General features: G+C 64.7%; 26 protein-coding genes. 8 read left to right on the forward strand and 18 right to left on the reverse strand.

Translation table 11 applies throughout. The features are described 5' to 3' along the window. Window positions 1-75: 75 nt before the first annotated feature. The 3 genes from ACXJMY_RS15370 to ACXJMY_RS15380 form a co-directional block, all read right to left on the reverse strand. Complete coding sequence (locus ACXJMY_RS15370; RefSeq protein ID WP_456620181.1) at window positions 76-837, reverse strand: slipin family protein; 762 nt, start codon at window positions 835-837, stop codon at window positions 76-78. Then, a complete protein-coding gene (locus ACXJMY_RS15375) occupies window positions 834-2,252 on the reverse strand; it encodes an NfeD family protein (RefSeq protein WP_456620182.1) in 1,419 nt (472 codons plus the stop codon). The genes ACXJMY_RS15370 and ACXJMY_RS15375 overlap by 4 nt, the downstream gene beginning before the upstream one ends. A 179-nt stretch (window positions 2,253-2,431) precedes the next feature. Next, entirely contained in the window at window positions 2,432-2,695 is a 264-nt protein-coding gene (locus tag ACXJMY_RS15380) for a tautomerase family protein (RefSeq protein ID WP_456620183.1), read from the reverse strand. A 152-nt stretch (window positions 2,696-2,847) separates the two neighbouring features. Between ACXJMY_RS15380 and ACXJMY_RS15385 the strand changes: the two genes are divergently transcribed. Beyond that, window positions 2,848-3,825, forward strand: a complete 978-nt coding sequence (locus ACXJMY_RS15385; protein ID WP_456620184.1) for a GlxA family transcriptional regulator — start codon at window positions 2,848-2,850, stop codon at window positions 3,823-3,825. A 126-nt stretch (window positions 3,826-3,951) separates the two neighbouring features. Here the strand turns inward: ACXJMY_RS15385 and ACXJMY_RS15390 are convergent, their stop codons facing one another. From ACXJMY_RS15390 to ACXJMY_RS15420, 7 genes are all read right to left on the reverse strand, one after another. Beyond that, window positions 3,952-4,230: a hypothetical protein gene (locus ACXJMY_RS15390; RefSeq protein WP_456620185.1), complete on the reverse strand. Its 279-nt coding sequence runs from the start codon at window positions 4,228-4,230 to the stop codon at window positions 3,952-3,954. 1,495 nt (window positions 4,231-5,725) lie between these two features. Then, window positions 5,726-6,499, reverse strand: coding sequence for a gamma-glutamyl-gamma-aminobutyrate hydrolase family protein (locus tag ACXJMY_RS15395; protein WP_456620186.1), 774 nt, complete (start codon window positions 6,497-6,499; stop codon window positions 5,726-5,728). A gap of 90 nt (window positions 6,500-6,589) precedes the next feature. Then, entirely contained in the window at window positions 6,590-8,290 is a 1,701-nt protein-coding gene (locus ACXJMY_RS15400; protein WP_456620187.1) for a hypothetical protein, read from the reverse strand. Window positions 8,291-8,339: 49 nt separating this feature from the next. Then, window positions 8,340-9,143 (reverse strand): class I SAM-dependent methyltransferase, encoded by an 804-nt coding sequence (locus ACXJMY_RS15405; protein WP_456620188.1) that lies wholly within the window; start codon window positions 9,141-9,143, stop codon window positions 8,340-8,342. Window positions 9,144-9,167: 24 nt separating this feature from the next. Continuing rightward, window positions 9,168-11,072 (reverse strand): asparagine synthase (glutamine-hydrolyzing), encoded by a 1,905-nt coding sequence (asnB, locus tag ACXJMY_RS15410; RefSeq protein ID WP_456620189.1) that lies wholly within the window; start codon window positions 11,070-11,072, stop codon window positions 9,168-9,170. Between the two features lie 22 nt (window positions 11,073-11,094). Next, on the reverse strand, window positions 11,095-11,961 hold the full coding sequence (locus ACXJMY_RS15415) for a glycosyltransferase family 2 protein (RefSeq protein ID WP_456620190.1): 867 nt from the start codon (window positions 11,959-11,961) through the stop codon (window positions 11,095-11,097). Beyond that, window positions 11,958-12,761: a methyltransferase domain-containing protein gene (locus ACXJMY_RS15420; protein WP_456620191.1), complete on the reverse strand. Its 804-nt coding sequence runs from the start codon at window positions 12,759-12,761 to the stop codon at window positions 11,958-11,960. The genes ACXJMY_RS15415 and ACXJMY_RS15420 overlap by 4 nt, the downstream gene beginning before the upstream one ends. 202 nt (window positions 12,762-12,963) lie before the next feature. Between ACXJMY_RS15420 and ACXJMY_RS15425 the strand changes: the two genes are divergently transcribed. Next, window positions 12,964-14,097 carry an AI-2E family transporter gene (locus ACXJMY_RS15425; protein ID WP_456620192.1) on the forward strand — a complete coding sequence of 378 codons (1,134 nt, stop codon included), beginning with the start codon at window positions 12,964-12,966 and terminating at the stop codon, window positions 14,095-14,097. A gap of 109 nt (window positions 14,098-14,206) precedes the next feature. On the opposite strand, the gene ACXJMY_RS15430 is transcribed toward ACXJMY_RS15425, so the two are convergent. From ACXJMY_RS15430 to ACXJMY_RS15455, 6 genes are all read right to left on the reverse strand, one after another. Next, window positions 14,207-14,503: an antibiotic biosynthesis monooxygenase family protein gene (locus ACXJMY_RS15430; protein WP_028155908.1), complete on the reverse strand. Its 297-nt coding sequence runs from the start codon at window positions 14,501-14,503 to the stop codon at window positions 14,207-14,209. A gap of 100 nt (window positions 14,504-14,603) precedes the next feature. Beyond that, window positions 14,604-14,840, reverse strand: coding sequence for a hypothetical protein (locus ACXJMY_RS15435; protein ID WP_456620193.1), 237 nt, complete (start codon window positions 14,838-14,840; stop codon window positions 14,604-14,606). Between the two features lie 58 nt (window positions 14,841-14,898). Beyond that, window positions 14,899-16,119: a diguanylate cyclase gene (locus ACXJMY_RS15440; protein WP_456620194.1), complete on the reverse strand. Its 1,221-nt coding sequence runs from the start codon at window positions 16,117-16,119 to the stop codon at window positions 14,899-14,901. A 230-nt stretch (window positions 16,120-16,349) separates the two neighbouring features. Next, a complete protein-coding gene (gene rpsI / locus ACXJMY_RS15445; RefSeq protein WP_354229614.1) occupies window positions 16,350-16,826 on the reverse strand; it encodes a 30S ribosomal protein S9 in 477 nt (158 codons plus the stop codon). A 1-nt stretch (window position 16,827) separates the two neighbouring features. Next, complete coding sequence (gene rplM / locus ACXJMY_RS15450) at window positions 16,828-17,292, reverse strand: 50S ribosomal protein L13 (protein WP_008137961.1); 465 nt, start codon at window positions 17,290-17,292, stop codon at window positions 16,828-16,830. A gap of 159 nt (window positions 17,293-17,451) precedes the next feature. After that, window positions 17,452-17,880, reverse strand: a complete 429-nt coding sequence (locus ACXJMY_RS15455) for a PaaI family thioesterase (protein ID WP_456620195.1) — start codon at window positions 17,878-17,880, stop codon at window positions 17,452-17,454. A gap of 99 nt (window positions 17,881-17,979) precedes the next feature. On the opposite strand from ACXJMY_RS15455, the gene ACXJMY_RS15460 reads away from it, so the two are divergent. The 4 genes from ACXJMY_RS15460 to ACXJMY_RS15475 all read left to right on the forward strand — a co-directional run bounded on the left by ACXJMY_RS15460 (window position 17,980) and on the right by ACXJMY_RS15475 (window position 21,451). Then, the gene (locus tag ACXJMY_RS15460; protein ID WP_456620196.1) at window positions 17,980-18,804 is read left to right on the forward strand and encodes an enoyl-CoA hydratase; all 825 of its coding nucleotides are present in this window, start codon (window positions 17,980-17,982) and stop codon (window positions 18,802-18,804) included. Between the two features lie 126 nt (window positions 18,805-18,930). Then, a complete protein-coding gene (locus ACXJMY_RS15465) occupies window positions 18,931-19,515 on the forward strand; it encodes a CoA-binding protein (protein ID WP_456620197.1) in 585 nt (194 codons plus the stop codon). Window positions 19,516-19,653: 138 nt separating this feature from the next. Continuing rightward, entirely contained in the window at window positions 19,654-20,934 is a 1,281-nt protein-coding gene (locus ACXJMY_RS15470; protein WP_456620198.1) for an O-acetylhomoserine aminocarboxypropyltransferase, read from the forward strand. Window positions 20,935-21,109: 175 nt separating this feature from the next. Beyond that, a complete protein-coding gene (locus ACXJMY_RS15475; protein WP_456620199.1) occupies window positions 21,110-21,451 on the forward strand; it encodes a hypothetical protein in 342 nt (113 codons plus the stop codon). A gap of 19 nt (window positions 21,452-21,470) precedes the next feature. On the opposite strand, the gene ACXJMY_RS15480 is transcribed toward ACXJMY_RS15475, so the two are convergent. Then, entirely contained in the window at window positions 21,471-22,553 is a 1,083-nt protein-coding gene (locus ACXJMY_RS15480; protein WP_456620200.1) for a COX15/CtaA family protein, read from the reverse strand. A gap of 108 nt (window positions 22,554-22,661) precedes the next feature. Between ACXJMY_RS15480 and ACXJMY_RS15485 the strand changes: the two genes are divergently transcribed. Further along, window positions 22,662-22,880 carry a DUF2842 domain-containing protein gene (locus tag ACXJMY_RS15485; RefSeq protein WP_027547383.1) on the forward strand — a complete coding sequence of 73 codons (219 nt, stop codon included), beginning with the start codon at window positions 22,662-22,664 and terminating at the stop codon, window positions 22,878-22,880. Between the two features lie 5 nt (window positions 22,881-22,885). Here the strand turns inward: ACXJMY_RS15485 and ACXJMY_RS15490 are convergent, their stop codons facing one another. After that, window positions 22,886-23,926, reverse strand: coding sequence for a polysaccharide deacetylase family protein (locus ACXJMY_RS15490; RefSeq protein WP_456620201.1), 1,041 nt, complete (start codon window positions 23,924-23,926; stop codon window positions 22,886-22,888). A 129-nt stretch (window positions 23,927-24,055) separates the two neighbouring features. On the opposite strand from ACXJMY_RS15490, the gene ACXJMY_RS15495 reads away from it, so the two are divergent. Continuing rightward, entirely contained in the window at window positions 24,056-25,237 is a 1,182-nt protein-coding gene (locus tag ACXJMY_RS15495) for a GNAT family N-acetyltransferase (RefSeq protein ID WP_456620202.1), read from the forward strand. Window positions 25,238-25,262 lie beyond the last annotated feature (25 nt).

Consider the following 25,262-nt stretch of genomic DNA (forward strand, 5'->3'; position numbering starts at 1 on the left):
CTCGAACTGTATGCGACAAGCAAAAGGCGCTCCGCGAGGGGCGCCTTTTTTATTTGAGAGCGCAGAACCTCCCGGCTACGAATTGTCACGCCGCGGCAGGAAATGATCGAGCAGGCCGGTCGGCAGCGGAAACACGATGGTCGACGACCGTTCTCCGGCGATGTCGTGCAGAGCCGCGAAGTAACGCAGCTGCATCGCCTGCGGCTCCTGCGCGAGGATCCGGCCGGCCTCGACGAGCTTTTCGGCCGCCTGCTGCTCGCCCATCGCATTGATGACCTTGGCGCGCCGCAACCGCTCCGCCTCGGCCTGCTTGGCGATGGCGCGCACCATGGTTTCGTTGAGATCGATGTCCTTGATCTCGATGCCGGTGACCTTGATGCCCCAGATGTCGGTCTGCTTGTCGAGGATCTCCTGGATGTCGGCGTTCAGCCTGTCGCGCTCGGCGAGCATCTCGTCGAGCTCATGCTTGCCGAGCACCGAGCGCAGCGTCGTCTGGGCGAGCTGGCTGGTCGCGGCCATGTAATCGCCGACCTTGATGATGGCGCGTTCGGGATCGACGATGCGAAAGTACAGAACGGCGTTGACCTTGACGGACACGTTGTCCCGCGAAATCACGTCCTGGGGCGGCACGACCTGCACCATCACCCGCAGGTCAACCTTGACGAGCTGCTGCACGACCGGAATGAGGATGATGAGGCCCGGGCCCTTCACGCCCGTGAAGCGGCCGAGCGTAAAGATGACGCCACGCTCGTATTCGCGCAGGATTCGAATGGCCTGGGATAGAAATACGATGACGAGCAGCGCGAGTGCCGCATAGGTCAGATATTCCAGCATCATGATGGTCCTCCTTCGCCGGTCCGGGCCGGCGCGCGCCTTATCAGCAGCGTCAAGTCGACGACGTTGGCGACCTCGGCCATGTCTCCGGGCTTGAAGGTTTCGGCGCCCTGCGCCTGCCAGCGCTCGCCATGGGCGAAGACATGACCTTCGGTTCCGTTCCAGTCGAGAATCTCGGCAGGCAAGCCTCGCATCGCCTGCGCGCCGACCCGTGCGGGAGCATTGCCGGCGCGCCGAAGCGATCCAAGCACGACAAGCCCAAAGCCGATGAACACAGCCGCAGTGGTGCCGATCACCCACCATGACAGGTGGTAGCCGGGCGCCTCGCCCCTGAACAGCATCAGAGCGCCGAGCAGGAACGCGATGATCCCGCCGAGACCAATCACCACGGTCGGATTGAAGGCTTCGACGGTGAGCAGCACGATGCCGATCAACATGAGGGCGAGGCCGGCATAGTTGATCGGTAGCAGATTGAGTGCATAGAGGCCGACCAGCAGGCAGATCGCGCCGACGACTCCCGGGGCGACCGCACCGGGAGACATGAACTCGAAGATCAGGCCGTAGATGCCGACCATCAGGAGAATGAACGCCACGTTCGGATCGGTGATGACCGCCAGGAAACGGGATATCCATCCGGGGTCGACGACTTCGACGACGGCATCCTTCGTCGCCAGGCGTTGCGTCTTGCCGCCGGCAACCTCGACCACACGGCCATCGATCTCTCTCAGCAATTCAGCCTGATCGCGCGCGACGAGATCGATGGCATGGGCCTGTAGCGCGGCATTGGCGGAGAGCGTGGCAGCCTCGCGGACCGCCTTCTCGGCCCAGTCCGCATTGCGGTTGCGCAGCTCCGCAAGGCTGCGGATGAAAGCGACCGCATCATTGGTCGCCTTTGCCGTCATCGCATCCTTGGGCTGTTCCTTGGGCTGCTCCTTGGACTCGCTTTGCTGGTCGCCGTCCTTCTTGTCCTTGCCGCCCTTGTCGGGGGTGCCGCCCGGCAGACCCGGCAGCGGTCCACCAATCTGCACCGGCGTCGCCGCACCGATATTGGTGCCCGGCGCCATCGCCGCGATGTGGGTCGCATAGAGGATATAGGTCCCCGCACTCGCCGCATGGGCGCCGGAGGGAGCGACGTAACCGATGACGGGAATGGGCGAAGCGAGCACATCCGCGATGATCTCGCGCATGCTGGAATTGAGACCGCCGGGCGTATTCATTCTCAGAAGCACGACCTCGGCGCGGCGTTCGCTCGCCTTGGCCAGTGCCTCCTTCACGTAGCTGGCCGACGCAGGGCCGATGGCTCCGTCAATCGTGACGGTCAATGCAAGACGGCCGCTCTCCTCCGCTGAGCCGGGAAGGCAGAAGATCAAAGCCACGACGCCAATCGCCGCAACGAGGGCGGCCTTTTTGGTCTGCACGGCAAGGACTCCCTTGCAGGGCATATGGTGCTCGTCGCGCCAACCTCAATGCTGCGCGCGGCGGCCAACGTCGCGATTGTGCAACGCAATGGAAATGGCCTTGCGGGACGGCAACGTGATCGGTCGAGCGCAGGCAGTGGCGGACCACGCCTTCGGCTGATCCGCCCCGCCAGGCGCTGCTACGGCTTCGACCGTGCCACCCTCACGCCGTCCGCCCCGATCGGTCCGAACGTGCCGGCGATGATCTCCGGCGTCGGCAGCATGCCGCCGAGCGACCAGTGCGACGGCTCCTGTTCCTCGATCCTGACCCAGACGTTGCGGCGGAAATCGGGATTGCCCTGCCCTTCGACCTCGACCAGCAGGTCGGTGACGCGTTCGAGCAGCAGCTTCTTCTGCGCGGCGTCGAGGATGCCGCGGACGGTGGAAATCGTGACGTAAGGCATGGTTCTCTCCAATCATGTGGTGTGGCGACGGCGGGAGATTGGATCGGATGCCGCCCGCCCGGCAGTGGCGGATAAGACAGAGATCGGGCAATATCCGCCACGCGGCGCCGACGCGGATGGGATATCATCCGCCGCATTGGTCTGGAGATGTCATGAAGCTAGCAATTCTGGCGCTGGAAGGCTGCATGCATTCGTCGGTGGCCGGGATCGCGGACATCCTGTCGCTCTCCAATCACGTGATGCAGCAGAGCGGCGCGAAATGCCGCTTCACCTGGCAGACGCTTTCGCTCGACGGCAGGCCCGTGCGCGCGGGTGGCGGCCAGATGCTCGCGGTCGATGGCGCGATCGGCAAGCGCGGCGGCTGCGACGCGATCATTGTCCCCGGCAGCCTCGTCGATCATGTCACGGCGGAGCGGCTGCAACCGCAATATGCGCGCGCCGGCGCCTGGCTCCGGCAGCAGCATGCCAACGGCCGGCTGATCGGCGCATTTTGCAGCGGCGTCTTCCTGCTGGCCGGCGCCGGCCTGCTCGACAACCGCCGCGCGACCATCACCTGGTGGCTGCAAAGCGAGCTTCGGCAACGACATCCCACGATCGATCTCGCCGCCGACGCCGTCATCACCATGGCCGACCGCATCGTCTGCGCGGCCGGACCGATGTCGTGGGTCGACCTTCTGCTCAAGCTGATCGAGCTGGTCGAGGGCAAGGCGGTCGCAAAACTTTGCGCCGACTATGTCGTCATCGACACGGCGCAGCGCACCCAATCGATCTTCATGCCCGTCGGCTACCTGCTCTCGCAGGACCCGCTGCTGACCAGAGCCGACCTGCTGGTTCGCCGCACCGGCAGGAGCCCGATGACGGTCAAGCGCCTCGCCGGCGCGCTCGGATTGAGCGAACGCACGTTGAACCGGAAGTTTCAGGAGCTCACGCGCGAGCCGCCGCAGGCCTTCATCACCCGTCGCCGCGTCGAGCACGCGCGCACGCTGCTGGAGACGACCGCGCAGCCGATCAAGACCATCGCGCGCGCGGCCGGCTATGAAGACGAAAGCAGCTTCCGCAAGGCCTTTCGCAAGCTCACCCTGATGTCGCCGCAGGCCTATCGCACGCGACGGATGGCGCAGTCGGCGTAGGCCGCGGGATCAAGGCGTCGTTCGGTGAAGAATCGCGCGCTGCCGCTCCACCAGCGCCTCGCCAAAGGCCGACGACGCCGGACAACCAGATGAAGCTTGCACACCGTAGCGCAAGCGACGGCTCATTTAGACGTGCCAATCATGGTGGTTCATCGCATTGAACAGCAGATGATCGACGTCAAGGGGCGGCGCCGCATCGGGCGCGTGCCCGTGGTCCTGCCCTGCGGCAGACCGGAGATGATCCCAGCCACCGAATGCGCCATCCGCAACAACCGGCAGCAGCCCAGCCTTGGCCGCCCCTCCCGCTTGATAGGCAAACGTCACGTCTGCCGCGGCACCAGTCGTGCTATCCTTCCAGAGGAAGTTCGCCAAACCGCTGATCGCCGAGCCGTCGGCAAAGGTCATATCAGTAACTCTCTCGCGTTGGCTGAATGCTGATTTTTGCTGTCATGGCGTATTTAGAAGCCATCCCGGGACAAGATGGACTTCCCCAAGAAACTGTCCCTTGGTGCTCGTGAACGGCACAACGGATGGATTAGCGGTCTGACCAGCGAAAAGCGCGCGTATCAAGCCTCGAAGTATCTCGCCGTCTGAGATCGAAAGCGCCCCTCTGTGTGCCGGATTTGCGCTTCCCAAGTGCCCTTTGTCTAAGTATCCGAAGCTGACGATCTCAACATCGAATTCGTTGCCGTTTGGCGCAAACTTCGGCCGCCACTCTCCGAACATCATCGGACGTCCGGGCAGCTCGACACGGAAGGCGTCTCGCGGCTCGTCGTCGTAACCGCGAGGAAATCCCGCGAAGCCTATTTTTCCGGCTGGAAGATCCAGTGTAGCTAAGGAGGACATTTTGTTCTTCTTCAAGAGCTTGCGGGACGAGAAGGAGTCTGAACTGGATTCTACTGCGCTTTGCGGCTCGCCGCATCACGATCGCCGGCTCCTCTCCGTCATTGCGAGCGTAGCGAATCAATCCAGAGATGCGTCCGCACAGACCGTCTGGACTGCTTCGTCGCAAGAGCTCCTCGCAATGACGGTATGGTTGAGAGCCCTGCCCTACGCCCTCGCGCCGCGCGCGGCTACCACCCCCGACCCGTCGGGCAAAACACCYCGTCAATCCCTCGCCGCAAAAAYATWTTCCTTTTCCGAATTTCGGATTTATGGCATACACGCCTCACCTCGGCCCTGCCAAAGGGGCGTTCGCGACCGTCACGAGAYGCGGGCCGGGYKGCGGTGGACGCGGCAGCGTCGGCGCGGGATGCGTGATGGCAGGGCGGGCAACCGTGAGCCTTACGCGACGCGGTACGACACGGCGCAGTAACAGCGGCCTCGTTGACGTCAGGGGTGAGCACGCGCCAGCCCCGGACGCTCCGGCGGGACCGTCCGCGGACGGAGAAGTCGTGTGGTCCTGACGCCCGGGGTCTGTGCGTCAAGTCTTGCGGTGATGTGGCGGCCCGACCGGGCGCGCGCATCAGCGATCCGCATGGCGACGGGGGCAATAGTGCATCGCTCCCCGGGGAGAGCACGAAGGACACCGTTAAAACCATCCGCGCAGGGAAGGCCGGGCGACCGGCAACACCTGTGGTCCAAMCCGTGTGCAYTTCYRTMGCGCACGGACTTGCGGGTGCCKCCGGCGCCCGGCCTTCCCTGCGCCCTTTGGCCAAGAAGGGGCGATGAGTTGAGCAAGGCTCGGGCGAAACAAGCCGCGAGAATGCGAAGCCATGCGTGCACCTGGATACGGCTTTGAAGATGCGGCTTTCGTGCCCCGGACGCAGCGCAGCGCCCCCTTCGGCGATGCGATGCAAAGCCGGGGCCCATGCCTCGGAGAGGATTTTCGAGCAACGTGGGTCCCGGCTCTGCGCCGCAACGCGAGAGCGTTGCAGCGCGTCCGGGACACGAAAGTGAGTTACGCCGTCGCGCGCTGCCGCTCGGTCAGCGCCTCGCCAAAGGCCTCGAACAGCTTGCGGTTGACCGGATTGCGCTGGGGGTCGTATTCGGCGTGCCATTGCACGCCGAGCGCGAAGGTCGGGGCTTCCGCGATGCGGATCGCCTCGATGGTGCCGTCCTCGGCGATGCCTTCGATCAGCACGCGCTTGCCGGGATCGAGGATGCCCTGGCCGTGCAGCGAATTGACCCGGATCCGCTCGCAGCCGAGCAGCCTTGCGAACGCGCCACCGGGCGTCAGGTCGACGTCGTGGCGGTCGGCGAACACCACGGTCGGGTCGGGATGGATCTCGCCGTTCTCGAGCCTCGGCATGCGATGGTTCATGCGGCCGGGAATTTCGCGGATTTCCGGGTGCAGCGAGCCGCCGAAGGCGACGTTCATCTCCTGGAGGCCCCGGCAGATGCCGAACAGCGGGATGCCGCGGGCGACGCAGGCGACCGAGAGCGCCAGCGCGACCTCGTCGCGGTGGATGTCATAGGGCTCGTGCTTCTCGCAGGGGTCGACGTTGAAGCGGGTCGGATGGACGTTGGCGCGGGCACCGGTGAGGACGATGCCGTCGACGGTATCGAGCAGCGCACCGATATCGGTGATGTCGGGCGAACCCGCGAACATCACCGGCAAGCCGCCGGAGACCTCGGCCACGGCGCGCAAATTACGCTCGCCGACCATCTGGACCTGAAATCGATTTTCGACGCGATGGGCGTTCCCGATCACGCCGACGACCGGCTTTCTCATCTTCCGTTCCGACCTCCTTGCGAAGAAGATTCTCCAAACATGCCCTTCCGAAGGAACAAATTCAACCGAAGGGATCGCGGGACGGCAATGCTATTTTCGCGCCAATGGCGCCGCCTTGGCGGCCGGGCGGCCCCTCAGGCGCCGCCACACCCCGGGGCCGAACAGCCGGATCCGGTCGAACAGCACAGCCCCCAGGATGGCGCTCGCGCCGCCGAGGAAGGGGAAGGCGTAGTAGGCGTAGCGGTTGAACCCATAGATGAGGAATGCCGGAAACGCGGCGCTGATCAGCGCCAGCAGGATCATCAATGTGCCGCCAGCCGCCAGGCTCGCAGGGATCGGCGGCGCCAATCCGAACCGGGCCGCGACGACCCCGACAAGCAGGACGACCACGAGGATCAACGTCGCAGCCGACACCCACCGGATCGGTCCCGGGAGGTCATCGTACTCGCTCGAGACGCTCAATCCGCAGCACAGCCTGGCCCGATCCCCTCGCGGCTGGTAGCCGAGCGTCAGCAGGTAGCTCAGCCCCAGCTGCAACCGATCCGGCGACGGCAAGACCCGCCCCTCCAGCCACCCATAAGGCTTGTAATAGTCGTAGATCAGTTGCCGGGGCTTGAGCCCGGTCGGAATTCCAAAGAACGGGAACGGGTCCCGTTGCGCGAAGAACTCGTAGCCCTGCGGATTGACGGTTCGCCGCGCCACGCTGTTTGCGTCGAACAGCAGGAAGTACATCTCGCGCAGGAAATGCCTGGTGAGATGCCGATACAGCGTCGACGGCGTCGTCAGCGTTTCGATGAAGATGTCGCGAACCACGTTTTCGACGTCGGCAGGACTGTCGCCGGGCTTCTCCAGCAAATGGATGGCGCCGAAGGGCCATTGATAGACGCCCGCATCGGCCCAGCCGGTCGGGGTGTCCGCGGCCCGCATCTTGTCGACAAACGCCCGCGCGTTGGCTTTCCGGTCGAGATGGACACCGTGGTCGAAATCGGCGGAATAGCCGACCACGAACGCCATGACCGCGAGACTCTCACTGCCGGCCGGACGCTTTCCGATCGCGTAATTGACGGCGGTCGGGATCAGATACACGGCTGTGGCGAGGCTGCCCGCCAGCGCGAGCACGGTCAGTCGGCGGACCCATCCGGCATCCAGCACCACGGCCAGCCAGAGCAGGATGATCGCAGCTTGTCCGACCGCCGCCGACCGGCACGTCATGACGGCCCCGAGGGTCACCCCGACGGCCGCCGCGGCGATGAATGGCGACCACTTCCTGAAGGCGAGGCCTGCGGCGATGAAGGCCGCGAGGCTGACCAGGAAGTTGGAAATGGTCTCGGCGCCGATCGTGTTGTCGTAGTGAACCGTGCGCCCATAGAGCGCGGCGATCAGAAAGGCCAGGACCGACAGGATGCGGGGCGCGCCGGCAAAGCGCACCGTCGCGGCAACGAGCAGGGCCGCACCGATGCTCATCAGATGCTGGGCCATGACGAAGACCAGGATATGCGGGCCGAACAGCTTGGACAGCAGCACCAGGAAGACCGCCATGCCATACGGCCGCTTGCCGGTATCGTCGAGGTAATGGCCCCTCAGGATGGACTCCGCTTCGTCCAGATAGGCGCCGCCATCCTCGTGCAGGAAATGATCCGGCCAGGCCACCAGAAAGGCCAGGTGAACCGCCAGCGCGAGGCCAATCACACCCAGCCATATCCAGAACCATGCGATGCGGCCTGCCCATGCAGCGAGTGCCGGCCGCCCCGTGGGCGGGGCCCCTACGCCTTCGATGTCGGTAGCTGGCAATGGATTCTCCGGATGGGTTGACTGCGCCAAGTTCGCCAACGAGATCACGTCATGCCGGCCGGGTGCCGGACACCGTCCAACTATAGCCGTGGCGATGGTAGAGCCTGATATCCTCGAAGCCGCCATCCGACAGCAGCGCCTCCGCCTCGGCGCGCGTGTAGTATTTCGCGTAGGCGGGATTGAGCTGGTCGTAGATGGTCAGGCGGCGAACGCTGCGCGGAAACTTTGCCAGCACCGAAAGCATGTAGGACCGCATCGGAAGCGGCAATATCCGGCACAGCCCGATATAGGCCGTCAGCCCCCACTCGAGACCATGGGACAGCGCAACGAGGAGCCGGTGCGGCAGCCGGACGGTGAGCTTGCGCAGCGGAATCGCGAGCGACAGATAGGTCTCGTTGCCTTCGTAGCCATAGAGCCAGACAATGCAGCGTCCTCCCGGGCGCAACGCATCATGCGCCGCGCGGACCACGGGCGCCGGTTCGGGGATATGATGCAGGACGCCCATCGAAACCACATAGTCGAGCCCGAGACCGGGCGGCAAGCGGTCGCCGGGCACCTGCAAATAGTCGATGCGGTCGGCGGCGGGGGCGGTATTTTCCTTCAGGACCAGCATGGCGGCGGAAGGCTCGACCGCGACGACACGACCGGCCCCGGCATCGAGCAGCATGTTGACGATGCGTCCGGTGCCGCTGCCGATATCGGCGATCCGCTTGCCCTTGACGTCATCCAGGGCGAGCAGCGGACCGAACAGGTCGGCCAGCAGATCCGCCGACCCGTAATAGCCGGGGTTGTCGCGGAACGCGGTCCATTGCTCCCCGAAATCGCTGATCGTTTGATCCTTCAGGTCCGGCATGCGTTCGCTCCCGGCCACATGCGCTCAGCGCGGCGCCGGGGCTGCCAGCCCCGTCAACCAGATGCCCAGCGTCAGGATCGGCCATAGCGCGAACGCGTTGTCGCTCCTCCGCGCGAGGTGATCCTTCCACAGCAGCCGGATCGCATCCGGCTTCATGAAGGGCGCAAAAACATCGGCGTCACGGTCGAGCACGCGATCACAGATCGGCTGCAACCCGCCCCGCCGCATCAGTTGCGCGATCGGCACGTTGAAGCCGCGCTTGCGCGACCAGGCGGCCTCGCCCGGCATGCCGAGGCGTTCGGCCAGCTTACGCAACACGTATTTCGGAGCCCCCTTGGGCCAGGGATTGAGCAGCGAGACATCGATGGCACCCGCGAGGTCCATGACCCGTCGATCCAGGATCGGAACGCGCACCTCGAGACCATGCGCCATGCTCATCGCATCGACCTTCATGAGAACGCTTTGCAGATGGAAGCGCTGGTCGGCGATCAGCGCCCGATCCAGCACCTTCTCGTGCGGCTCCGAATAATATCCGGCGTATTCCGCGAACGGGTCGGTCGATGCAAGGTCGGCCATCCCGCGGCCATAGATCCTCTCGGCGAGAAACCGGGGAACGAGCCGCCGCCATTGCAGATGCGGGCTGTTGCCGCCTTCGCCGAGACCGAGCGCAAAGCGGGCGAGTTGCGCCGCCGCCGGAAGCCGCTTCTCGTTGCCGCGCACGGACGCATAGGCCAGGCGGCCGGTCAGGCCGGCAACGCCGCGCGGAACGACGTGGCGCGCGCCCTCCGCCATCATGGTCGCGGCATAGGTTTCATATCCCGCAAAGAATTCGTCGCCGCCGTCGCCCGAGAGCACCACCGTGCAATGCTGACGGACCGCACCGGCCAGGTGATAGAAGCCGAGCGCGCCGGTATCGGCGCATTGACCGTCGAAATGATGGACGACCGCCCGCAGCGCCGCCTCGGCACCCTCGCCCGCTTCCCCGTCGATGACGTCGAGCGAGAGGCCGGCGGAGGCCGCGATCTGCCGCGCCACCGCCGTTTCGTCATGGCTCTTCTCGCTAAAGCCCGCCGTGAACAGGGGCGGCTTCAATCCGAGCCGCCCGAGCGTGAGGCTGATGAGCGAACTGTCGATGCCTCCGCTCTGCAGCACGGCGAGCGGCACGTCGCTCACCATCTGGCTTTTTACCACGGTCTCGATCGTCGATTGCAGCCGGCCAACCGCTTCATCGAGGTCGTCGATCACCGGCGCGCGGACCGGACGCCAGAAGCATCGCTCGGTCCGCTCGTTGGCGGTGAAGCCAATCGTCGTGCCGGGCGGGAGTTGCTTGATCTCCTTGAACAGGCTCTGCCGCGTGCCGGCGTGGCCTGCGGCGAGGTATGTGTGCAACGCGACCGGGTCGATTTGCGCAGCCACCTCCCCGCCTGCCGTGATTCCCTTGATCTCGCTCGCGAACAGGACGCTGCCCGCGCTCTCGAAATAGTACAGCGGCTTTATCCCGATCCCGTCGCGCGCAAGGATCAGGCGGCGCTCCTGGCGGTCCCACAGGCCGATGGCGAAAAAGCCCTCCAGCCGCTCGAACATCGCGTCGCCCCAGGCGAGATAGGCGTAGGGGAGGATTTCGGTGTCGCAGCTGCTGCGAAAGCGGAAACCGAAGGATCGCTCGAGTTCGCTTCGCAGTTCCCGGTCGTTGTAGATCTCGCCGTTATAGGTGACGGCGATACGGCCGGAGGCATCGAGCATCGGTTGGCGCCCGGCATCGGAGAGATCGCGGATGGCGAGCCGGCGGTGGGCGAGGCCGACGGGTCCTTCCAGCCAGGTGCCCTCGCCGTCCGGCCCGCGGTGGATCAGCGCCGCCGACATCGCCGCAACGGCACGGCCGTCGGCGGCGCGACCGTCACGATGGAAGACGCCCGCTATGCCGCACATCGCGTTCCCTTGCCGAGGGAGGTCATGGTCGCTGGTTCATGATTTGCTTCAGAAGCACCGCGAGCAATCCCATCGCGACGACGAGAATGCTGAGCAGGATCGCGCCGACACCGAGGACGAAGGCACTGACGAGCTGAAGGATGATCCCGCCGATCAGCGAGACCAGTGCGAGCGCCATGCACATCATCGCCAGCAGCACGAAGATCTTCAGCGGATTGTAGTAGGTGCAGGCCTCCAGAACGTATTGCAGGGTCCGGACGGAATCGCGGAACAGGTTCACCTTGGAGCGGCCGATCCGCTCGTTGTAGTCGATGTTGATGTAGTCGACGAACTTCGCGTTCATCATGTAGGCAAGCGTCAGCGACGTCGTGAAGCTGAAGAGGTCGCTGACATGTTCGAAATAGGAGATGGCAACCTGCCGGCCGAACACGCGAAGGCCGGAGTTGATGTCGGGAATGTCGCGGTTGGCGGTGAATTCGACGATCGCCTTCAGGATTGCGCGCAACGGCGACTTCAGCATCGACTCCCGGTAGTTGGGCCCGGTCCGGGCGCCGACGACCATGTCAAAACCCTGGTTGAAGCGTGCGATCAGTGCCGGAATCGCCTCCATCGGATAGGAGCCATCCGCATCGCTGATGACGATCGTATCGTAGGACGCGGCGCGAATTCCATCCTTCAGCGAGCGGCCATAGCCGATGTTGTGGGGATGCCTGACCACCTTTGCACCCGCCTGTTCGGCGAGCGCGCCGGTCCCGTCGGCAGAACCATCGTCGACGACGACGATTTCATAGGGGGTCAGTTGAGCGCCGTTGAGAGCCGCCTTGGCCCGATCAATGGTTTCAACAATGCCGTTGCACTCGTTGAGTGCAGGAATGACGACTGAAATCATACGCGGCGTGCAATGCAGGTGACGGATTGCCCAAAGAAACTTCGCGACAGCGGATCGAGCGCCCGCGACAGCGGCACGATATACTTGTCGAATAGTGCGATCTGACCGTTGACCGCGTCATCGTTCAGCGACTGGTGCCGCTTCAGGCGATTGGCAAGCCATCCCAATCCGCCAATGGGATTGAAGTAGCTGAGCCGAACCAGTTCGACCGGCTGATCCGCAAGCAGGCCGCCCAGACGCGTCGTGGTGTAACGGCGGCAGTGCCCCGCCAGGCGATCGAGGTCGTTATAGAGCAGCATCAGCGCCGGTACGCTGATCAGGAGGTGCCCGCCCGGTTTCAACACGTCGACCAGATTGGCAATTGCCGTGGCGTCATCCTCGATGTGCTCGAGAACGTTGATCGAGAAGACCGCATCGACGCCTTCGGGAAACAGCGACCGCAACTGATCCCGGACCAGGATATCGCAGACCGCAAACTTTCGGCCGGGCATGGTCCGCGTGGCCTGCTCGACGCTCTCGCGGTCGTGGTCCACCCCGCAATAGTCGCCGAGCTCGCCAAGCGCCTTACTGTAGTGCCCGTGACCAAATCCGATCTCGACGATTTTTCCCCTCAGATGAGGGCGGAACTGATCGATCACCCAATTCATGTAATTCTGCGCGTCCGCTATCGCGCTTGAATAGGTATCGGCTCCGGTCTTGAGACCGTCGACTGGGATATCCTGCAGTGGACGAGCGACTTGGACCATGGGAACCTGCCCTTTTCCTGCAGCCGAATTAGCAGGACGAACTATGTTTCTCAAGGGCGTTCGGCATTGAGCTCACGTTCAAGTTGAAGGCCGGCGTGGATCGCCCTCGGCAACGCCATTTGTCGCACCCTCGACATCGCGCGGTGCGCCTTGACTTTGGTTCCACGAGGAAGCTGGCTCTCGCGCGCCGGTTCGGACGAAACGATCCCGGCGGACGGATCCAGGCACGGCCGGAAGGCCAGAAAGAAGATGCGACTTGACCCTTCCAGCAGATGAACGATGCCGGACCCGCAGCGATCTGGCCTGGGCGATTGCGGTCGGCGGCATCGGCGTGGTGCTGTTCACCGCGCTGCTCGCCTTCACCTGGTACTTTGCGGCCACCCTGCTCCTGATCTTCACCGGCATGCTGCTCGGCGTCGGCCTCAACGCGCTGACCAATGCGCTCGGCCGTCGCGTGCACCTGCCGCATACGCTGCGGCTTGCGATCGTCTGCGTCGCGCTTGCCGTGATGCTCGCAGGCGTTGCCTATCTCGGCGGGGCAACGATCGCGGAGCAGGCCTCTCTGCTCAGCAAAACCATCAAGTCGCAGATCACCAATGTCAGGTCCTTCCTCGAGAACCACGGCATCGACACCAGCTTCTTCGATTTCGGCAGCGCCGCTCCCGCCTCCACCTCCGACGCGGAATCGGCGCCCGCTCCGGGCGCGGCCTCACGTGGCCAATTGCCGGGCGCAGGCGCCCTCGCCTCCAGCGGCGGGGCCATCGTGAGCCAGACCTTCAAGCTGCTGCTCGGCACCATCAGCGCCGTCGGCAATGTGTTCATCGTGCTGTTTCTCGGGCTGGCCTTTGCCGCCCAGCCCGGCATCTATCATGACGGCCTGCTATTCCTCGCACCGGCCAGGCATCGCACCCGCGCGACCCTCATCATCGACCGCATCAGCGAGACTCTGGAACGGTGGCTGATCGCGCAGATCATCGTCATGCTCGCGGTCGGCGCGGTGACCTGGATCGGACTTGCCATCATCGGCATCCCCGGCTCGTTCATCCTGGGGATTCAGGCCGGCCTGCTCGCCTTCATCCCGACCGTCGGCGCCATCATCGCCGGCGTCGTCGTGGTGCTGGCGAGCCTCGCCTCGGGCTGGATCCCGGCGCTCTCGGCCCTCCTGCTGTTCCTCGGCGTGCACGCGATGGAGAGCTACGTGCTGACGCCGCTGCTCCAGCGCCAGGCGCTGGACATTCCGCCGGCCACGCTGTTCGCGTTCCAGATCCTGCTCGGCGTCGTCTTCGGAATCTGGGGCCTGGCGCTGGCGCTGCCCTTGGTCGCCATCGCCAAGGTCATGATCGACCATTTCAAGACGTATGAGACGACGCCCCGGACCGAGGCCGCCTAGAGCATGATCCGGACCCGAAGGGCCGCGTTGGCGCAAAGTGTGAAGCGGTTTTCCCTCGCGCCAAACGCGGAACGCGTTTGCGCGGAGATCACGCTCCTAAGATAGTGCCTCAGGTGGTCAGCACCGTCTCGGTGTGCTCGACCTCCGGGGGCGAGGCAAAATACTGGCCGACCAGGCCACGCCATTCGGTGAAATTCTCCGAGCCGCGAAAATCGACGGTGTGATTTTCCAGCGTCGCCCACTTCACCATCAGCCGGTAGCGCTGCGGCTTCTCGATCGATTTGTGCAGCTCGAAACCGTGAAAGCCCTTGGAGCCGCCGAAGGCGGCCTTGGCCTTGGCGACGGCCGCCTCGAAGTCCTTCTCGCTGCCCGGCTTGACGTCGATTTGCGCGATCTCGGTGATCATCGGTTTCCACCCTTTTGTTCAATGGGGGTGTTTACCGCAGCCGGCGCAAAAGAAAAAGGCGCCGGAACGGCGCCCTGATCGGCCGGAAATGCGGACGCTCTCAGGCGAGCAGCAGAACGGTGCCTGCGACGATGAGCGCGCACCCGGCGAACAACGCCAGCGGCCAGTAGCTGCGGCTCTGCGCGTAGTGCCCCTGCGCGCGGCGCTCGGTGATGACGGCGGTCTCGTATTCATCCGAGGTCGAGAACAGGCAGGCGAAGCCGCCGCGTGTCGAGGCCGCAGCGGCTTCCAGCGACATCAGGGCAGCCTGCGGGTTCTGTCGACGGATCGATTCCATAACCGCAATGGTAGGGATCGAATGGTAAACAGAGAATTACCGCGAGGCTTCCCTGGCCTTAGGCCGTGACCGGCCGCGCCTGCGGTGCACCGATCCGCGCGGCGCTCTGGCGGCGCCAGTTCTCCAGCGACAACGGCAGCTCCTCCGCCGCCTCGACGCGGTTACGGCCGCCTCGCTTGGCCTGGTAGAGCGCGGTGTCGGCCGAGGCCAGCAGCACCTCGAGCTCGGTGCCGGCCGGACCGCCCGCGACGCCGATGCTGACGGTGGTGTCGACCGGACCCTCATCGACCACGACGCCGGAGGTCTCGAACGCCTCGCGCACGCGCTCGGCGACCAGCACGCCCTCTTCCAGCGAACACGGCAGCAGCGCCGCGAACTCCTCGCCGCCGATGCGGCCCGACATGTCGGTGATGCGCAGATTGCTGACGACGATGGTGGAGAACAGTTTCAGCATCTCGTCGCCGGCGGGATGGCCGAAACGGTCGTTGATCGACTTGAAGTGGTCGATGTCGAAAATCATGACGGTCACGGGACGCCCCGCCTTGGCCTCGCGCTCGATCACGCGCGAGCAGGCTTCCGAGAAGCCGCGGCGGTTGAGCATGCCGGTCAGGGGATCCGTGGACGCCGCAGTCCGGTGCGCGGTGACCGCACGCTCCGACACCAGCATGAAGATCACGAACACGGTGCCGACGGCATAGAGCACGAGCTCGACCGCGAAAACGGTGACCCAGATGCTGCCGGAGAAGCCGGCATCGTTCGGGCGCAGGAAGCTGCCGATCAGGATCGGCAGCATCAACACGCAGCCGTGCATCACCGGCACCACGAAGGCCGGCCAGCGCCGTTGCAGGCTCTTGCGCCGTTCGACCCAGAGCTCGCTCGCGGTCAGCGCAGCGTAGACGGAGACGATGCCGGCGCCGGCGATCATGCGCAGCATCGACGCCGCGGGATCGAGCAGCGTCACAGCCGCGACCCAGGCAAGCGCGCCGAGCACGAGGCCGGGCCAGTTCGGCTTGCGGCCGTGGAAGACGCGCGCTGCATTCCAGACCATGCCGCAGGCGACGAAGCCGACGGCATTCAAGGCGAGATAAAGCTGCGGCCCAAGCTTGTCGCCTGCCGCCGTCCACAGCGCGACCGAGGCCGCGCCGAGGAGATACGCCGTGCCCCACCATTTCAGCGCAGGGCTGTTCTCCTGCTTGCCAAAGAACACCATCATGGCGCCGAGCAGTGCGGCAACCATTGTGGCGACCAAATAGAGCGTGATGCTATCGAGCGACATCATGTCGGCCCCCTCTTAAACATAGCAGTTACGCGATCGGTACATCCGATTTGCGCGCCCTTCCGAAATCGACGCTAGGTTCCCGCGGGTTCCATTCAGGTTTTCACGCGGACCCAAGTTTTCGGGAAACACGCCATCAATTTGCATACAAACGAACAACAAAAAGGGCGCTGAAATCAGCGCCCTTTTGCATCTCATTGAAGCCGCTTTCGCGGCGAATGTGACCGAAGCGATTAACGCTTCGAGAACTGGAAGGACCGGCGGGCCTTGGCCTTGCCGTACTTCTTGCGCTCGACCACGCGGGAGTCGCGGGTGAGGAAGCCGCCCTTCTTGAGAACGGTACGAAGCTCCGGCTCGAAATAGGTGAGCGCCTTGGAGATGCCGTGACGGACGGCACCGGCCTGGCCGGACAGACCGCCGCCGGCGACCGTGCAGATCACGTCGTACTGGCCGGCACGGGCCGCCACGACGAACGGCTGCTCGATCATCATGCGCAGCACGGGACGGGCGAAATAGACCTCGACCTCGCGGGCGTTGACCGTGACCTTGCCGGCGCCGGGCTTGATCCAGACGCGGGCGACCGCGTCCTTGCGCTTGCCGGTGGCGTAGGCGCGGTTGAACTTGTCGACCTTCTTCTCGTGCTTGGGCGCGTCGGGCGCGGCCGTCTTGAGCTGCGAGAGCTGGTCGAGCGACTGGATGGATTCGGCCATGTTATGCGGCCCTCGTGTTCTTGCGGTTCAACTTGGCGATGTCGATCTTCTCGGGCGTCTGCGCCTCGTGCGGATGATCGGCGCCGCCATAGACGCGGAGGTTGCCCATCTGGACGCGACCGAGCGGACCACGCGGGATCATGCGCTCCACGGCCTTCTCGAGCACGCGCTCGGGATGCTTGCCCTCGAGGATCTGGCGCGCGGTGCGCTCCTTGACGTGGCCGACATAGCCGGTGTGCTTGTAGTAGGTCTTCTGCTCGCGCTTGCGACCGGTGAGGACCGCATGCTGCGCGTTGATGATGATGACGTTGTCGCCGCAATCAACGTGCGGGGTGTAGGTCGGGAGGTGCTTGCCGCGCAGGCGCATGGCGACGATGGTGGCGAGACGGCCGACGACCAGACCCTTGGCGTCGATCAGCACCCACTTCTTCGTCACCTCAGCCGGCTTTGCCGAAAAGGTTTTCATATCGGAGTTTCCGTGGACGGGGAGACATCGGCGCGAACACCGCACCGGACTGCGCGGTTTTCTAGAGAAGAGACGCGCAACGGTCAATGCCCGAAGATGGAAATTAGTAAAGCAAAATCAACATCTTAAAAATATGGTGCTATATTACCCGCAAAAACCTCAAACATTTGGAATGGAATAGGTCGACGTGACATGGGCAATCGGATCGGGCGACGTGCCGGACAGCAGGTTCACTTCGCCTACCGCCAGGCGCTTGCCGAGCTTGAGAAGCCGGGCCTCGGCAAGCACGTCCTGCCCGGGCTGGCCCTTGCGCAGGAAGTTGATGTTGAGATTGGTGGTGACCGCGAGCCCGATCGGCCCGATCGCCGACAGCAGCACCACGTACATTGCAAAATCCGCCAGCGCCATCAGCGTCGGCCCGGACACGGTTCCGCCCGGCCGCAGCATCTTTTCGCCGTAGCGCTGCCGCAAAAGGCAGGTCTGGCCGTCCGCGCTCTCGATCGTGATGTCGTCGCCGCTGAAGGCCTGGGGAAACTCGGCGCGGAGAAACTGTTCGAGCTCCGCCACGCTCATTTTCGCTAACGCCATACTCTGCCTCGCCCTCGCTTCAGGTCTCTTGTTGCATTAGGTTATCTGCATCATTCATCTGCATCTTCCAAACGCAATAATCCAACCGGAAACGCTTCAATGTCCACCCAGGCCGCCCGCGCCCCCTCCCCGCAACCGCCGATCCTGCTGCGCGCGGCCGTCGGCAGCATCGCGGTTCTGACGCTCAACCGGCCGGCCGCGCGCAACAGCCTGTCGGAGGCGATGATCGCGAGCCTGCATGCCGAGCTCGACGAGATCCGCGACGACAAGGCCGTCCGCGGCGTGGTGATCGCGGCCAATGGTCCGGCCTTCTCCGCCGGCCACGACATGAAGGAGCTGACCGCGCGCCGCACCGACCCCGACCGCGGCCGCGCCTTCTTCGCCGAGATGATGAACGCCTGTAGCGCGATGATGCAGGCGATCGTGCATCTGCCGAAGCCCGTGGTCGCGGCGGTCCAGGGTGTCGCGACGGCGGCCGGCTGCCAGCTCGTCGCGAGCTGCGATCTCGCGATCGCTTCGGAGGCCGCGAGCTTCGCGACGCCCGGCGTCGACATCGGCCTGTTCTGCTCGACGCCGATGGTGGCGCTGTCACGCAACGTGCCGCGCAAGCAGGCGATGGAGATGCTGCTGACGGGCGAGCCGATCCCGGCCGCCCGCGCCCGCGAGATCGGCCTGGTCAACCGCGTGGTGCCCGCAGGCACCGAACTCGGCGCCGCGATCGAGCTCGCGCAACAGGTCGCGCTCAAATCAGCCTACACCGTCAAGCTCGGCAAGGAGGCGTTCTATCGCCAGGCCGAGATGAGCCTTGCGGATGCCTATCGCTATGCGGCAGAGGTGATGACCGAGAACATGATGGCGCGCGACGCCGAGGAAGGCATCGGCGCCTTCATCGAGAAGCGTGAGCCGACATGGCGGGATGAGTGATGAGCGGAGTCGCGGCTGCTCGACCCACTTCGTCATTCCGGGGCGGCTCGCAGAGCCGAACCCGGAATCTCGAGATTCCGGGTTCGATGCTGCGCATCGCCCCGGAATGACGAACGAAAGAAAAAGATGAACCACGACGCCTATCCCGACAATTACATCCGCGGCATCCTCAACAGCGTGAAGTCGATCGCGATGGTCGGCGCCTCGCCGGTCAATGTGCGGCCGAGCTATTTTGCGTTCAAATATCTGGCGCAGCGCGGCTACGACATGATCCCGGTCAATCCCGGCCATGTCGGCAAGGACCTGCTCGGAAAGCCCTTCGTCGCCTCGCTCTCCGACATCGGCCGCCCGGTCGACATGATCGACATTTTCCGCAATTCGAGCCACATCATGCCTGTGGTCGAGGAAGCGCTGACGCTCGATCCGCTGCCAAAGGTGATCTGGATGCAGCTTGGCGCGCGCGACGATGTCGCCGCGGCGAAGGCGGAGTCGGTTGGCATCAAGGTGGTGATGAACCGCTGCCCCAAGATCGAATATGGCCGGCTGTCGTCGGAGATCTCCTGGATGGGCGTGAATTCGCGCACGCTGAGCTCCAAGCGTCCGCCGGCACCGACGCAGGGCATGCGCCTGTCCCTCAATCGGATGAGTGTCGGCGGCGGCGACACCGCGGCATCGGATCGCGCGGCGAAAAACAAGAGCGAGCAAAGCTGACGCACTTGCGAAGGATTCATTTCGCGAACGCGACAATGCGTAGCACGATTGCTCCGATGTGAACCGGCGCCTTGACGCCAGACGCGGTGACGATCAGCATGCCGCGCGATTTCAGACCACAAGAACAGGACGCCATCAATGAGCGATCGCCTTCCGGGATTTTCAACCCTCGCCGTGCATGCCGGTGCACAGCCCGATCCCACCACCGGTGCGCGTGCGACGCCGATTTATCAAACCACATCCTTCGTCTTCAACGACGCCGACCACGCCGCTTCGCTATTTGGACTGCAGGCGTTCGGCAACATCTATACCCGCATCGGCAATCCGACCAACGCCGTACTGGAAGAGCGCGTCGCGGCGCTCGAAGGCGGCACGGCCGCGCTTGCAGTGGCCTCGGGCCACGCCGCGCAGGTCGTGGTGTTGCAGCAATTGCTCCAGCCCGGCGACGAGTTCATCGCCGCGCGAAAACTCTATGGCGGCTCGATCAACCAGTTCACGCACGCGTTCAAGAGCTTTGGCTGGAACGTGGTGTGGGCCGATCCCGACGACATCGCGAGCTTCGAGCGCGCGGTGACGCCGCGCACCAAGGCGATCTTCATCGAATCGATCGCCAATCCCGGCGGCAGCATCACCGACATCGAGGCGATCTCGACGGTGGCGCGCAAGGCGGGCGTGCCGCTGATCGTCGACAACACGCTGGCCTCGCCCTATCTGATCCGCCCGATCGATCACGGCGCTGACATCGTCGTGCACTCGCTGACGAAGTTTCTGGGCGGCCATGGCAATTCGCTCGGCGGCATCATCGTCGATGCCGGCACCTTCGACTGGTCGACCGGCGGCAAATATCCGATGCTCTCGGAGCCGCGCCCCGAATATCACGGCATCCGGCTCCAGGAGACCTTTGGCAATTTCGCCTTCGCGATCGCCTGCCGCGTGCTCGGCCTGCGCGACCTCGGCCCGGCGCTGTCGCCGTTCAATGCCTTCATGATCCTCACCGGCATCGAGACGCTGCCGCTGCGCATGCAGAAGCACTGCGACAACGCCAAGGCGATCGCCGAATACCTCACCGGCCACCCCGCGGTGGCCTCGGTGAGCTATGCGGGCCTGGCAAGCGACAAGTACAACCAGCTCGCGCGCAAATACGCGCCGAAGGGTGCGGGTGCCGTGTTCACCTTCAGCCTGAAGGGCGGCTATGACGCCGGCGTCAGCCTGGTGTCGAAACTGCAGCTGTTCTCGCACCTAGCCAATGTCGGCGACACCCGCTCACTCGTCATCCACCCGGCCTCGACCACGCACAGCCAGCTCGACGATGCCGCCAAGATCAAGTCCGGCGCCGGCCCCGACGTGGTGCGGCTTTCGATCGGCATCGAGGACAAGGAAGATCTGATCGCCGATCTCGAGCAGGCGCTGGGGGCTTGAGTCGCCTGTCGTTCCGGGGCGCGCGAAGCGCGAACCCGGAACCTCGAGATTCCGGGTTAGCGCTCCCGCGCGCCCCGGAATGACGGCGGCCGTTTTGGCCGCCGTCAGTTAACAGTCATTAACCATATCTGGCGCATACATCGTCTTTGGATCGCCCTTTGATTCGGAGCCGACGATGCTGCGCTGGATGGTGCCTGCCCTTGCGGCGATGCTGACGGTTTCAGGCGCCCTCGCCGCCGATCTTCCCGCCACGCCAAGGCGGCGCGCGGCGGCGCCGCCGGAGCCGCCAAGAGTCTATGTCGAGACCGATCCGGACGCGCTGATCTCGCCGGCCTATGGCATCGGCAGCTACATCCGCAATTTGCCGGGTACGCCGCTCCTGCCCGGCTCCAACACGCTGCCGGGCTATTACGGCCGCCCCTGGGATTACGATTATCAAGGCCCATACTACGGGGGACCGCAGGTCGGTTATTTCTGGCGGTTGCCCTACGCGTGCGGCGTCTACGGCTATTGCTGATCAGCCGGGCTGATGGTGATCAGCCGGGCTGACCGACCGGAACGGCCCGAGGCTGCGCTTGCGCAGATCGCCGTGACGCCAGCCGCTCCGCCTGCATCACCGCAAGCATGAGCACCACGATCGCGACCGCCTGGTGCGCGAGCGCCAATCCAATCGGCACCTGGTTGAGCAGCGTGAGGATACCGAGCACCGCCTGCAGGCTCACCGCCGCAAACAGCCACAGCGCGCCGCTCGCCGCCGCACCTGCGCGCGATCGCAACGAGTCGATCGCATGCAGCGCGGCCAGCACGAACAGCGCATAGGCGGTCATGCGGTGCTCGAACTGCACGGTCAGCACATTGTCGAACAGATTGCGCCACCACGGCGTCTCGAACCACAGCCGATCCGCCGACGGAATGAACGCGCCGTCGATCTGCGGCCAGGTGTTGTAGGCGCGCCCGGCGCGCAGGCCCGCGACCAACGCGCCAAAGTAGATCTGCACGAAGGTCACGGCGAGCAGCAGCGCGCTTGTCAACCGCAACCGCGCTGGTGCTGCGATCTGCGGCCGCTCGGCGAGCCGCCGCACCGTCCAGACGATGCCGGCGAAGATCAGCAGCGCCAGCATCAGATGCGTCGCCAGCCGGTATTGCGAGACCTCGACACGTTCCGTCAGGCCGGAAGCCACCATCCACCACCCGACCGCGCCCTGAAGCCCGCCGAGCGCGAACAGCAGCCACAGCCGCCGCTTCAACTCACCGGACAGGCCGCCGCGCCACAGGAAGAACAGGAACGGCAGCAGATAGGCGGCGCCGATGAAGCGGCCGAGCAGTCGGTGGCTCCATTCCCACCAGAAGATCTCCTTGAACTCGGACAGGCTCATGCCCGCGTTGAGCTCGCGATATTGCGGGATCTTCTTGTAGGCCTCGAAGGCCTCGGTCCACTGCGCCTCCGAGAGCGGCGGCATGCTGCCCGTGACCGGCTTCCATTCGACGATCGAGAGGCCGGATTCCGTCAGCCGCGTCGCGCCGCCGACCAGCACCATCAGCGCGATCAGCGCGGCCACGGAAATCAGCCACCAGCGCAAGGCGCGATGCGGCTCGGACGGGGCGGAAATCGGCGTCATTCGGGACGAAACCAAGCCTTGAACTAAAGATGCTTGAACCGGACTGCGTGCCCCTTATAGTCCCCCGCTTCCGCAGCGCAAGTTACGCGAAAGCCGCAGTATTCCGCCATGACGATCCGCACCCGCAAGTTCCTCGGCGCCATCCTGCTCCTGGTGCTGGCCACGGTCTGGGCCCTGCTCGGCATGGCGCTGGCACAGATGCCGTGGATCGCTGAATCCGGTTGGCGGCAGGCGATCTATTACGTCGTGGTCGGCATGGGCTGGGTGCTGCCGGCGATGCCGATCGTGAGCTGGATGCAGCGGCCGGATCGCGCCAAATCTACGTAACGCTTCTACGTAGCGCTGCCTGTCGGTTTCACCGGCGAGAAGGCAATACCCGAGACCAGCACGCGCATCGAGCGTAGCGAGCGCACCCGGCCGTCCCACGAGATCCGCGGCAGCGCGCGCAAATTGGTCCGGCCTTCCGCATCCACGATGCCTGGGATCGTCGACACCGCACTGACGAAGCCCGCTTCCTCCGCCATCACGACGTGACCGCGCCGAAACGACAAGCGGTCGCCGAACGGGAACGCGAGGTGCCGGATCTCGCGGCGGAACGCCGCTTCCGCCACCGCCTTGCCCATCGTCATCTCGCGCAGCGCGGCCGCGTCCTTCATGTTGGCGAGAACGGGATGGTTCACGGTCGCGCTGCCGATCGTGACGAGCGGGTCGGCTGCGAGCTTCGTCAGATCCTCCCAATTCATCGACGCCTCGCGCGAGATCGACGCGAGATCGATGCGGTAACGCGTGCAGAGATCGTTGATCGCGGCCGACAGATCCGCCGGCGGCAGCGAGCGCAACCAGCCCTCGAGGAGCGAAAACAGCGCCTGCTTCTCGGCATTGCCGGCGACGGTGAAGCGCTGCTCCTTCTCGCCCATCATCAGGTTGACGCGGCTCTCGCGCGCGATCACCTGCTCGAGCCCGAGCCACCAGGCTTCACCTACACCATCGGGGAAGGCGGTTGGAACGTAGACGGTGAAGGGAACGGCGTGGTGCGCCAGCACCGGATAGGCAAAGCTGATGAGGTCCTTGGCAGCACCGTCGAAGGTGAGTGCCACGAAGCGGTGCTTCTCGGGCAGCGTCACCGCGCGCCGGCAGACGTCGTCCATGCCGAGAAAATCATACTTCCACCGCTTCAGCGCGCGGATGGCGCGATCGAGGAATTCTGGCGTGATCTCGCTCTCGCGCAGCGGCTGGAATGCGCCGCTCCGGCGCGGCCGTACGCGCTCGAAGCGCAGGATCGCGCCGGCGCCCCGGCTGCGCAGCAGCGGCTGGCCGGTGAACCAGGCCAGTTCAAGCCGCAGCCGCTCCAGCCATCTGTCGTCGGATGCCAATATCCCACCTTCGCGTTCGCCGGCGGCCCGTTCCCTCGACCATTGTCATTACCCTTTGTTGACATTTCTTTGCAAAGGTCGGCCACAGGCCGAATTACGCATATTTTCGTTTCTCGACAGGTTTCGTGAATGACCATGGCTGCGGCGATGCAAAGCCGGACGGCAGAATCGCCCGCGCAGTCGCAAGCGCGCCGCATCGCGCATGTCGACATCGTCGGCGACCTCGACAGTGCGGAGCAGGTCTGGCGCGCCTTCGAGGAACCCGGTCATCTCTCGACGCCCTATCAGCGGTTCGATCTCCTGAGCCCCTGGCAGCGGTTGGTCGGCGAGAACGAGGGCTCCCGGCCCTTCATCGTGATCGCCCGCGACGCCGAGCGCCGGCCGCTCGCGCTGCTCCCGCTCTCGTCGCGTCAAAGCCACGGCGTGCGCACCGCCTGCTTCATGGGCGGCAAGCATACGACCTTCAACATGGGACTGTGGAACGCCGAGTTCGCCGCGCAGGCCGGGGCGGCCGATCTCGACGCTCTCTTTGCGCCATTGCGCGCGCATATCGACGTGCTGGCGCTGACGCAGCAGCCGCTGCGCTGGTACGAGCAGCAGAACCCGTTCGCGCTTCTGCCGCGGCAGGGCTCGATCAACGGCTGCCCGCTGCTGGCGATGGAGCCCGGAGGCCCGCCCGCATCGCGGATCAGCAATTCCTTCCGCCGCCGCCTGAAGAGCAAGGAAAAGAAACTCCAGGCGCTCACAGGCTATCGCTATCACCTCGCCACCACCGACGCGGACGTCACCCGCCTGCTCGACTGGTTCTTCCGCATCAAGCCGGCGCGGATGGCGGAACAGAAACTGCCGAACGTGTTCGCCGAGCCGGGTGTCGAGCAGTTCATCCGCAGCGCCTGCCTGTCGCCGCGCGGCGAAGGCCGCGTCATCGACATCCATGCCCTCGAATGCGACGACGAGGTGATCGCGATCTTCGCCGGCATCGCCGACGGCCAGCGCTTCTCGATGATGTTCAACACCTACACGCTGTCGGAGCACGCCCGCTACAGCCCCGGCCTGATCCTGATGCGCTACATCATCGACCGCTACGCCGAACGCGGCTACCGGTCGCTCGACCTCGGCATCGGCACGGACGAGTACAAGCGGATGTTCTGCAAGGACGACGAAGACATCTTCGACAGCTTTGTCCCGCTGACCTCGCGCGGGAAATTCGCGGCGATGGCGATCTCCTCACTCAACCGCGGCAAGCGGCTGGTGAAGCAGAACCAGATGCTGTTCGATCTGGCACGGCGGCTGCGGCAGACGTTCGGATAGCAGGCCGTACCCTTCTCCGAATACC

The organism is Bradyrhizobium sp. P5_C12, assembly GCF_054049735.1.

What these genes read in the sequence shown, in the direction of transcription:
- ACXJMY_RS15460 (WP_456620196.1), top strand. Translation starts at nt 17,980, where the DNA reads ATGTCCACCCAGGCCGCCCGCGCCCCCTCCCCGCAACCGCCGATCCTG.
- ACXJMY_RS15415 (WP_456620190.1), bottom strand. Translation starts at nt 11,961, where the DNA reads ATGATTTCAGTCGTCATTCCTGCACTCAACGAGTGCAACGGCATTGTT.
- ACXJMY_RS15465 (WP_456620197.1), top strand. Translation starts at nt 18,931, where the DNA reads ATGAACCACGACGCCTATCCCGACAATTACATCCGCGGCATCCTCAAC.
- rplM (WP_008137961.1), bottom strand. Translation starts at nt 17,292, where the DNA reads ATGAAAACCTTTTCGGCAAAGCCGGCTGAGGTGACGAAGAAGTGGGTG.
- ACXJMY_RS15370 (WP_456620181.1), bottom strand. Translation starts at nt 837, where the DNA reads ATGATGCTGGAATATCTGACCTATGCGGCACTCGCGCTGCTCGTCATC.
- ACXJMY_RS15470 (WP_456620198.1), top strand. Translation starts at nt 19,654, where the DNA reads ATGAGCGATCGCCTTCCGGGATTTTCAACCCTCGCCGTGCATGCCGGT.
- ACXJMY_RS15495 (WP_456620202.1), top strand. Translation starts at nt 24,056, where the DNA reads ATGACCATGGCTGCGGCGATGCAAAGCCGGACGGCAGAATCGCCCGCG.
- ACXJMY_RS15430 (WP_028155908.1), bottom strand. Translation starts at nt 14,503, where the DNA reads ATGATCACCGAGATCGCGCAAATCGACGTCAAGCCGGGCAGCGAGAAG.
- ACXJMY_RS15385 (WP_456620184.1), top strand. Translation starts at nt 2,848, where the DNA reads ATGAAGCTAGCAATTCTGGCGCTGGAAGGCTGCATGCATTCGTCGGTG.
- rpsI (WP_354229614.1), bottom strand. Translation starts at nt 16,826, where the DNA reads ATGGCCGAATCCATCCAGTCGCTCGACCAGCTCTCGCAGCTCAAGACG.
- ACXJMY_RS15405 (WP_456620188.1), bottom strand. Translation starts at nt 9,143, where the DNA reads ATGCCGGACCTGAAGGATCAAACGATCAGCGATTTCGGGGAGCAATGG.
- ACXJMY_RS15380 (WP_456620183.1), bottom strand. Translation starts at nt 2,695, where the DNA reads ATGCCTTACGTCACGATTTCCACCGTCCGCGGCATCCTCGACGCCGCG.
- ACXJMY_RS15480 (WP_456620200.1), bottom strand. Translation starts at nt 22,553, where the DNA reads ATGACGCCGATTTCCGCCCCGTCCGAGCCGCATCGCGCCTTGCGCTGG.
- ACXJMY_RS15390 (WP_456620185.1), bottom strand. Translation starts at nt 4,230, where the DNA reads ATGACCTTTGCCGACGGCTCGGCGATCAGCGGTTTGGCGAACTTCCTC.
- ACXJMY_RS15475 (WP_456620199.1), top strand. Translation starts at nt 21,110, where the DNA reads ATGCTGCGCTGGATGGTGCCTGCCCTTGCGGCGATGCTGACGGTTTCA.
- asnB (WP_456620189.1), bottom strand. Translation starts at nt 11,072, where the DNA reads ATGTGCGGCATAGCGGGCGTCTTCCATCGTGACGGTCGCGCCGCCGAC.
- ACXJMY_RS15440 (WP_456620194.1), bottom strand. Translation starts at nt 16,119, where the DNA reads ATGATGTCGCTCGATAGCATCACGCTCTATTTGGTCGCCACAATGGTT.
- ACXJMY_RS15395 (WP_456620186.1), bottom strand. Translation starts at nt 6,499, where the DNA reads ATGAGAAAGCCGGTCGTCGGCGTGATCGGGAACGCCCATCGCGTCGAA.
- ACXJMY_RS15455 (WP_456620195.1), bottom strand. Translation starts at nt 17,880, where the DNA reads ATGGCGTTAGCGAAAATGAGCGTGGCGGAGCTCGAACAGTTTCTCCGC.
- ACXJMY_RS15485 (WP_027547383.1), top strand. Translation starts at nt 22,662, where the DNA reads ATGACGATCCGCACCCGCAAGTTCCTCGGCGCCATCCTGCTCCTGGTG.
- ACXJMY_RS15435 (WP_456620193.1), bottom strand. Translation starts at nt 14,840, where the DNA reads ATGGAATCGATCCGTCGACAGAACCCGCAGGCTGCCCTGATGTCGCTG.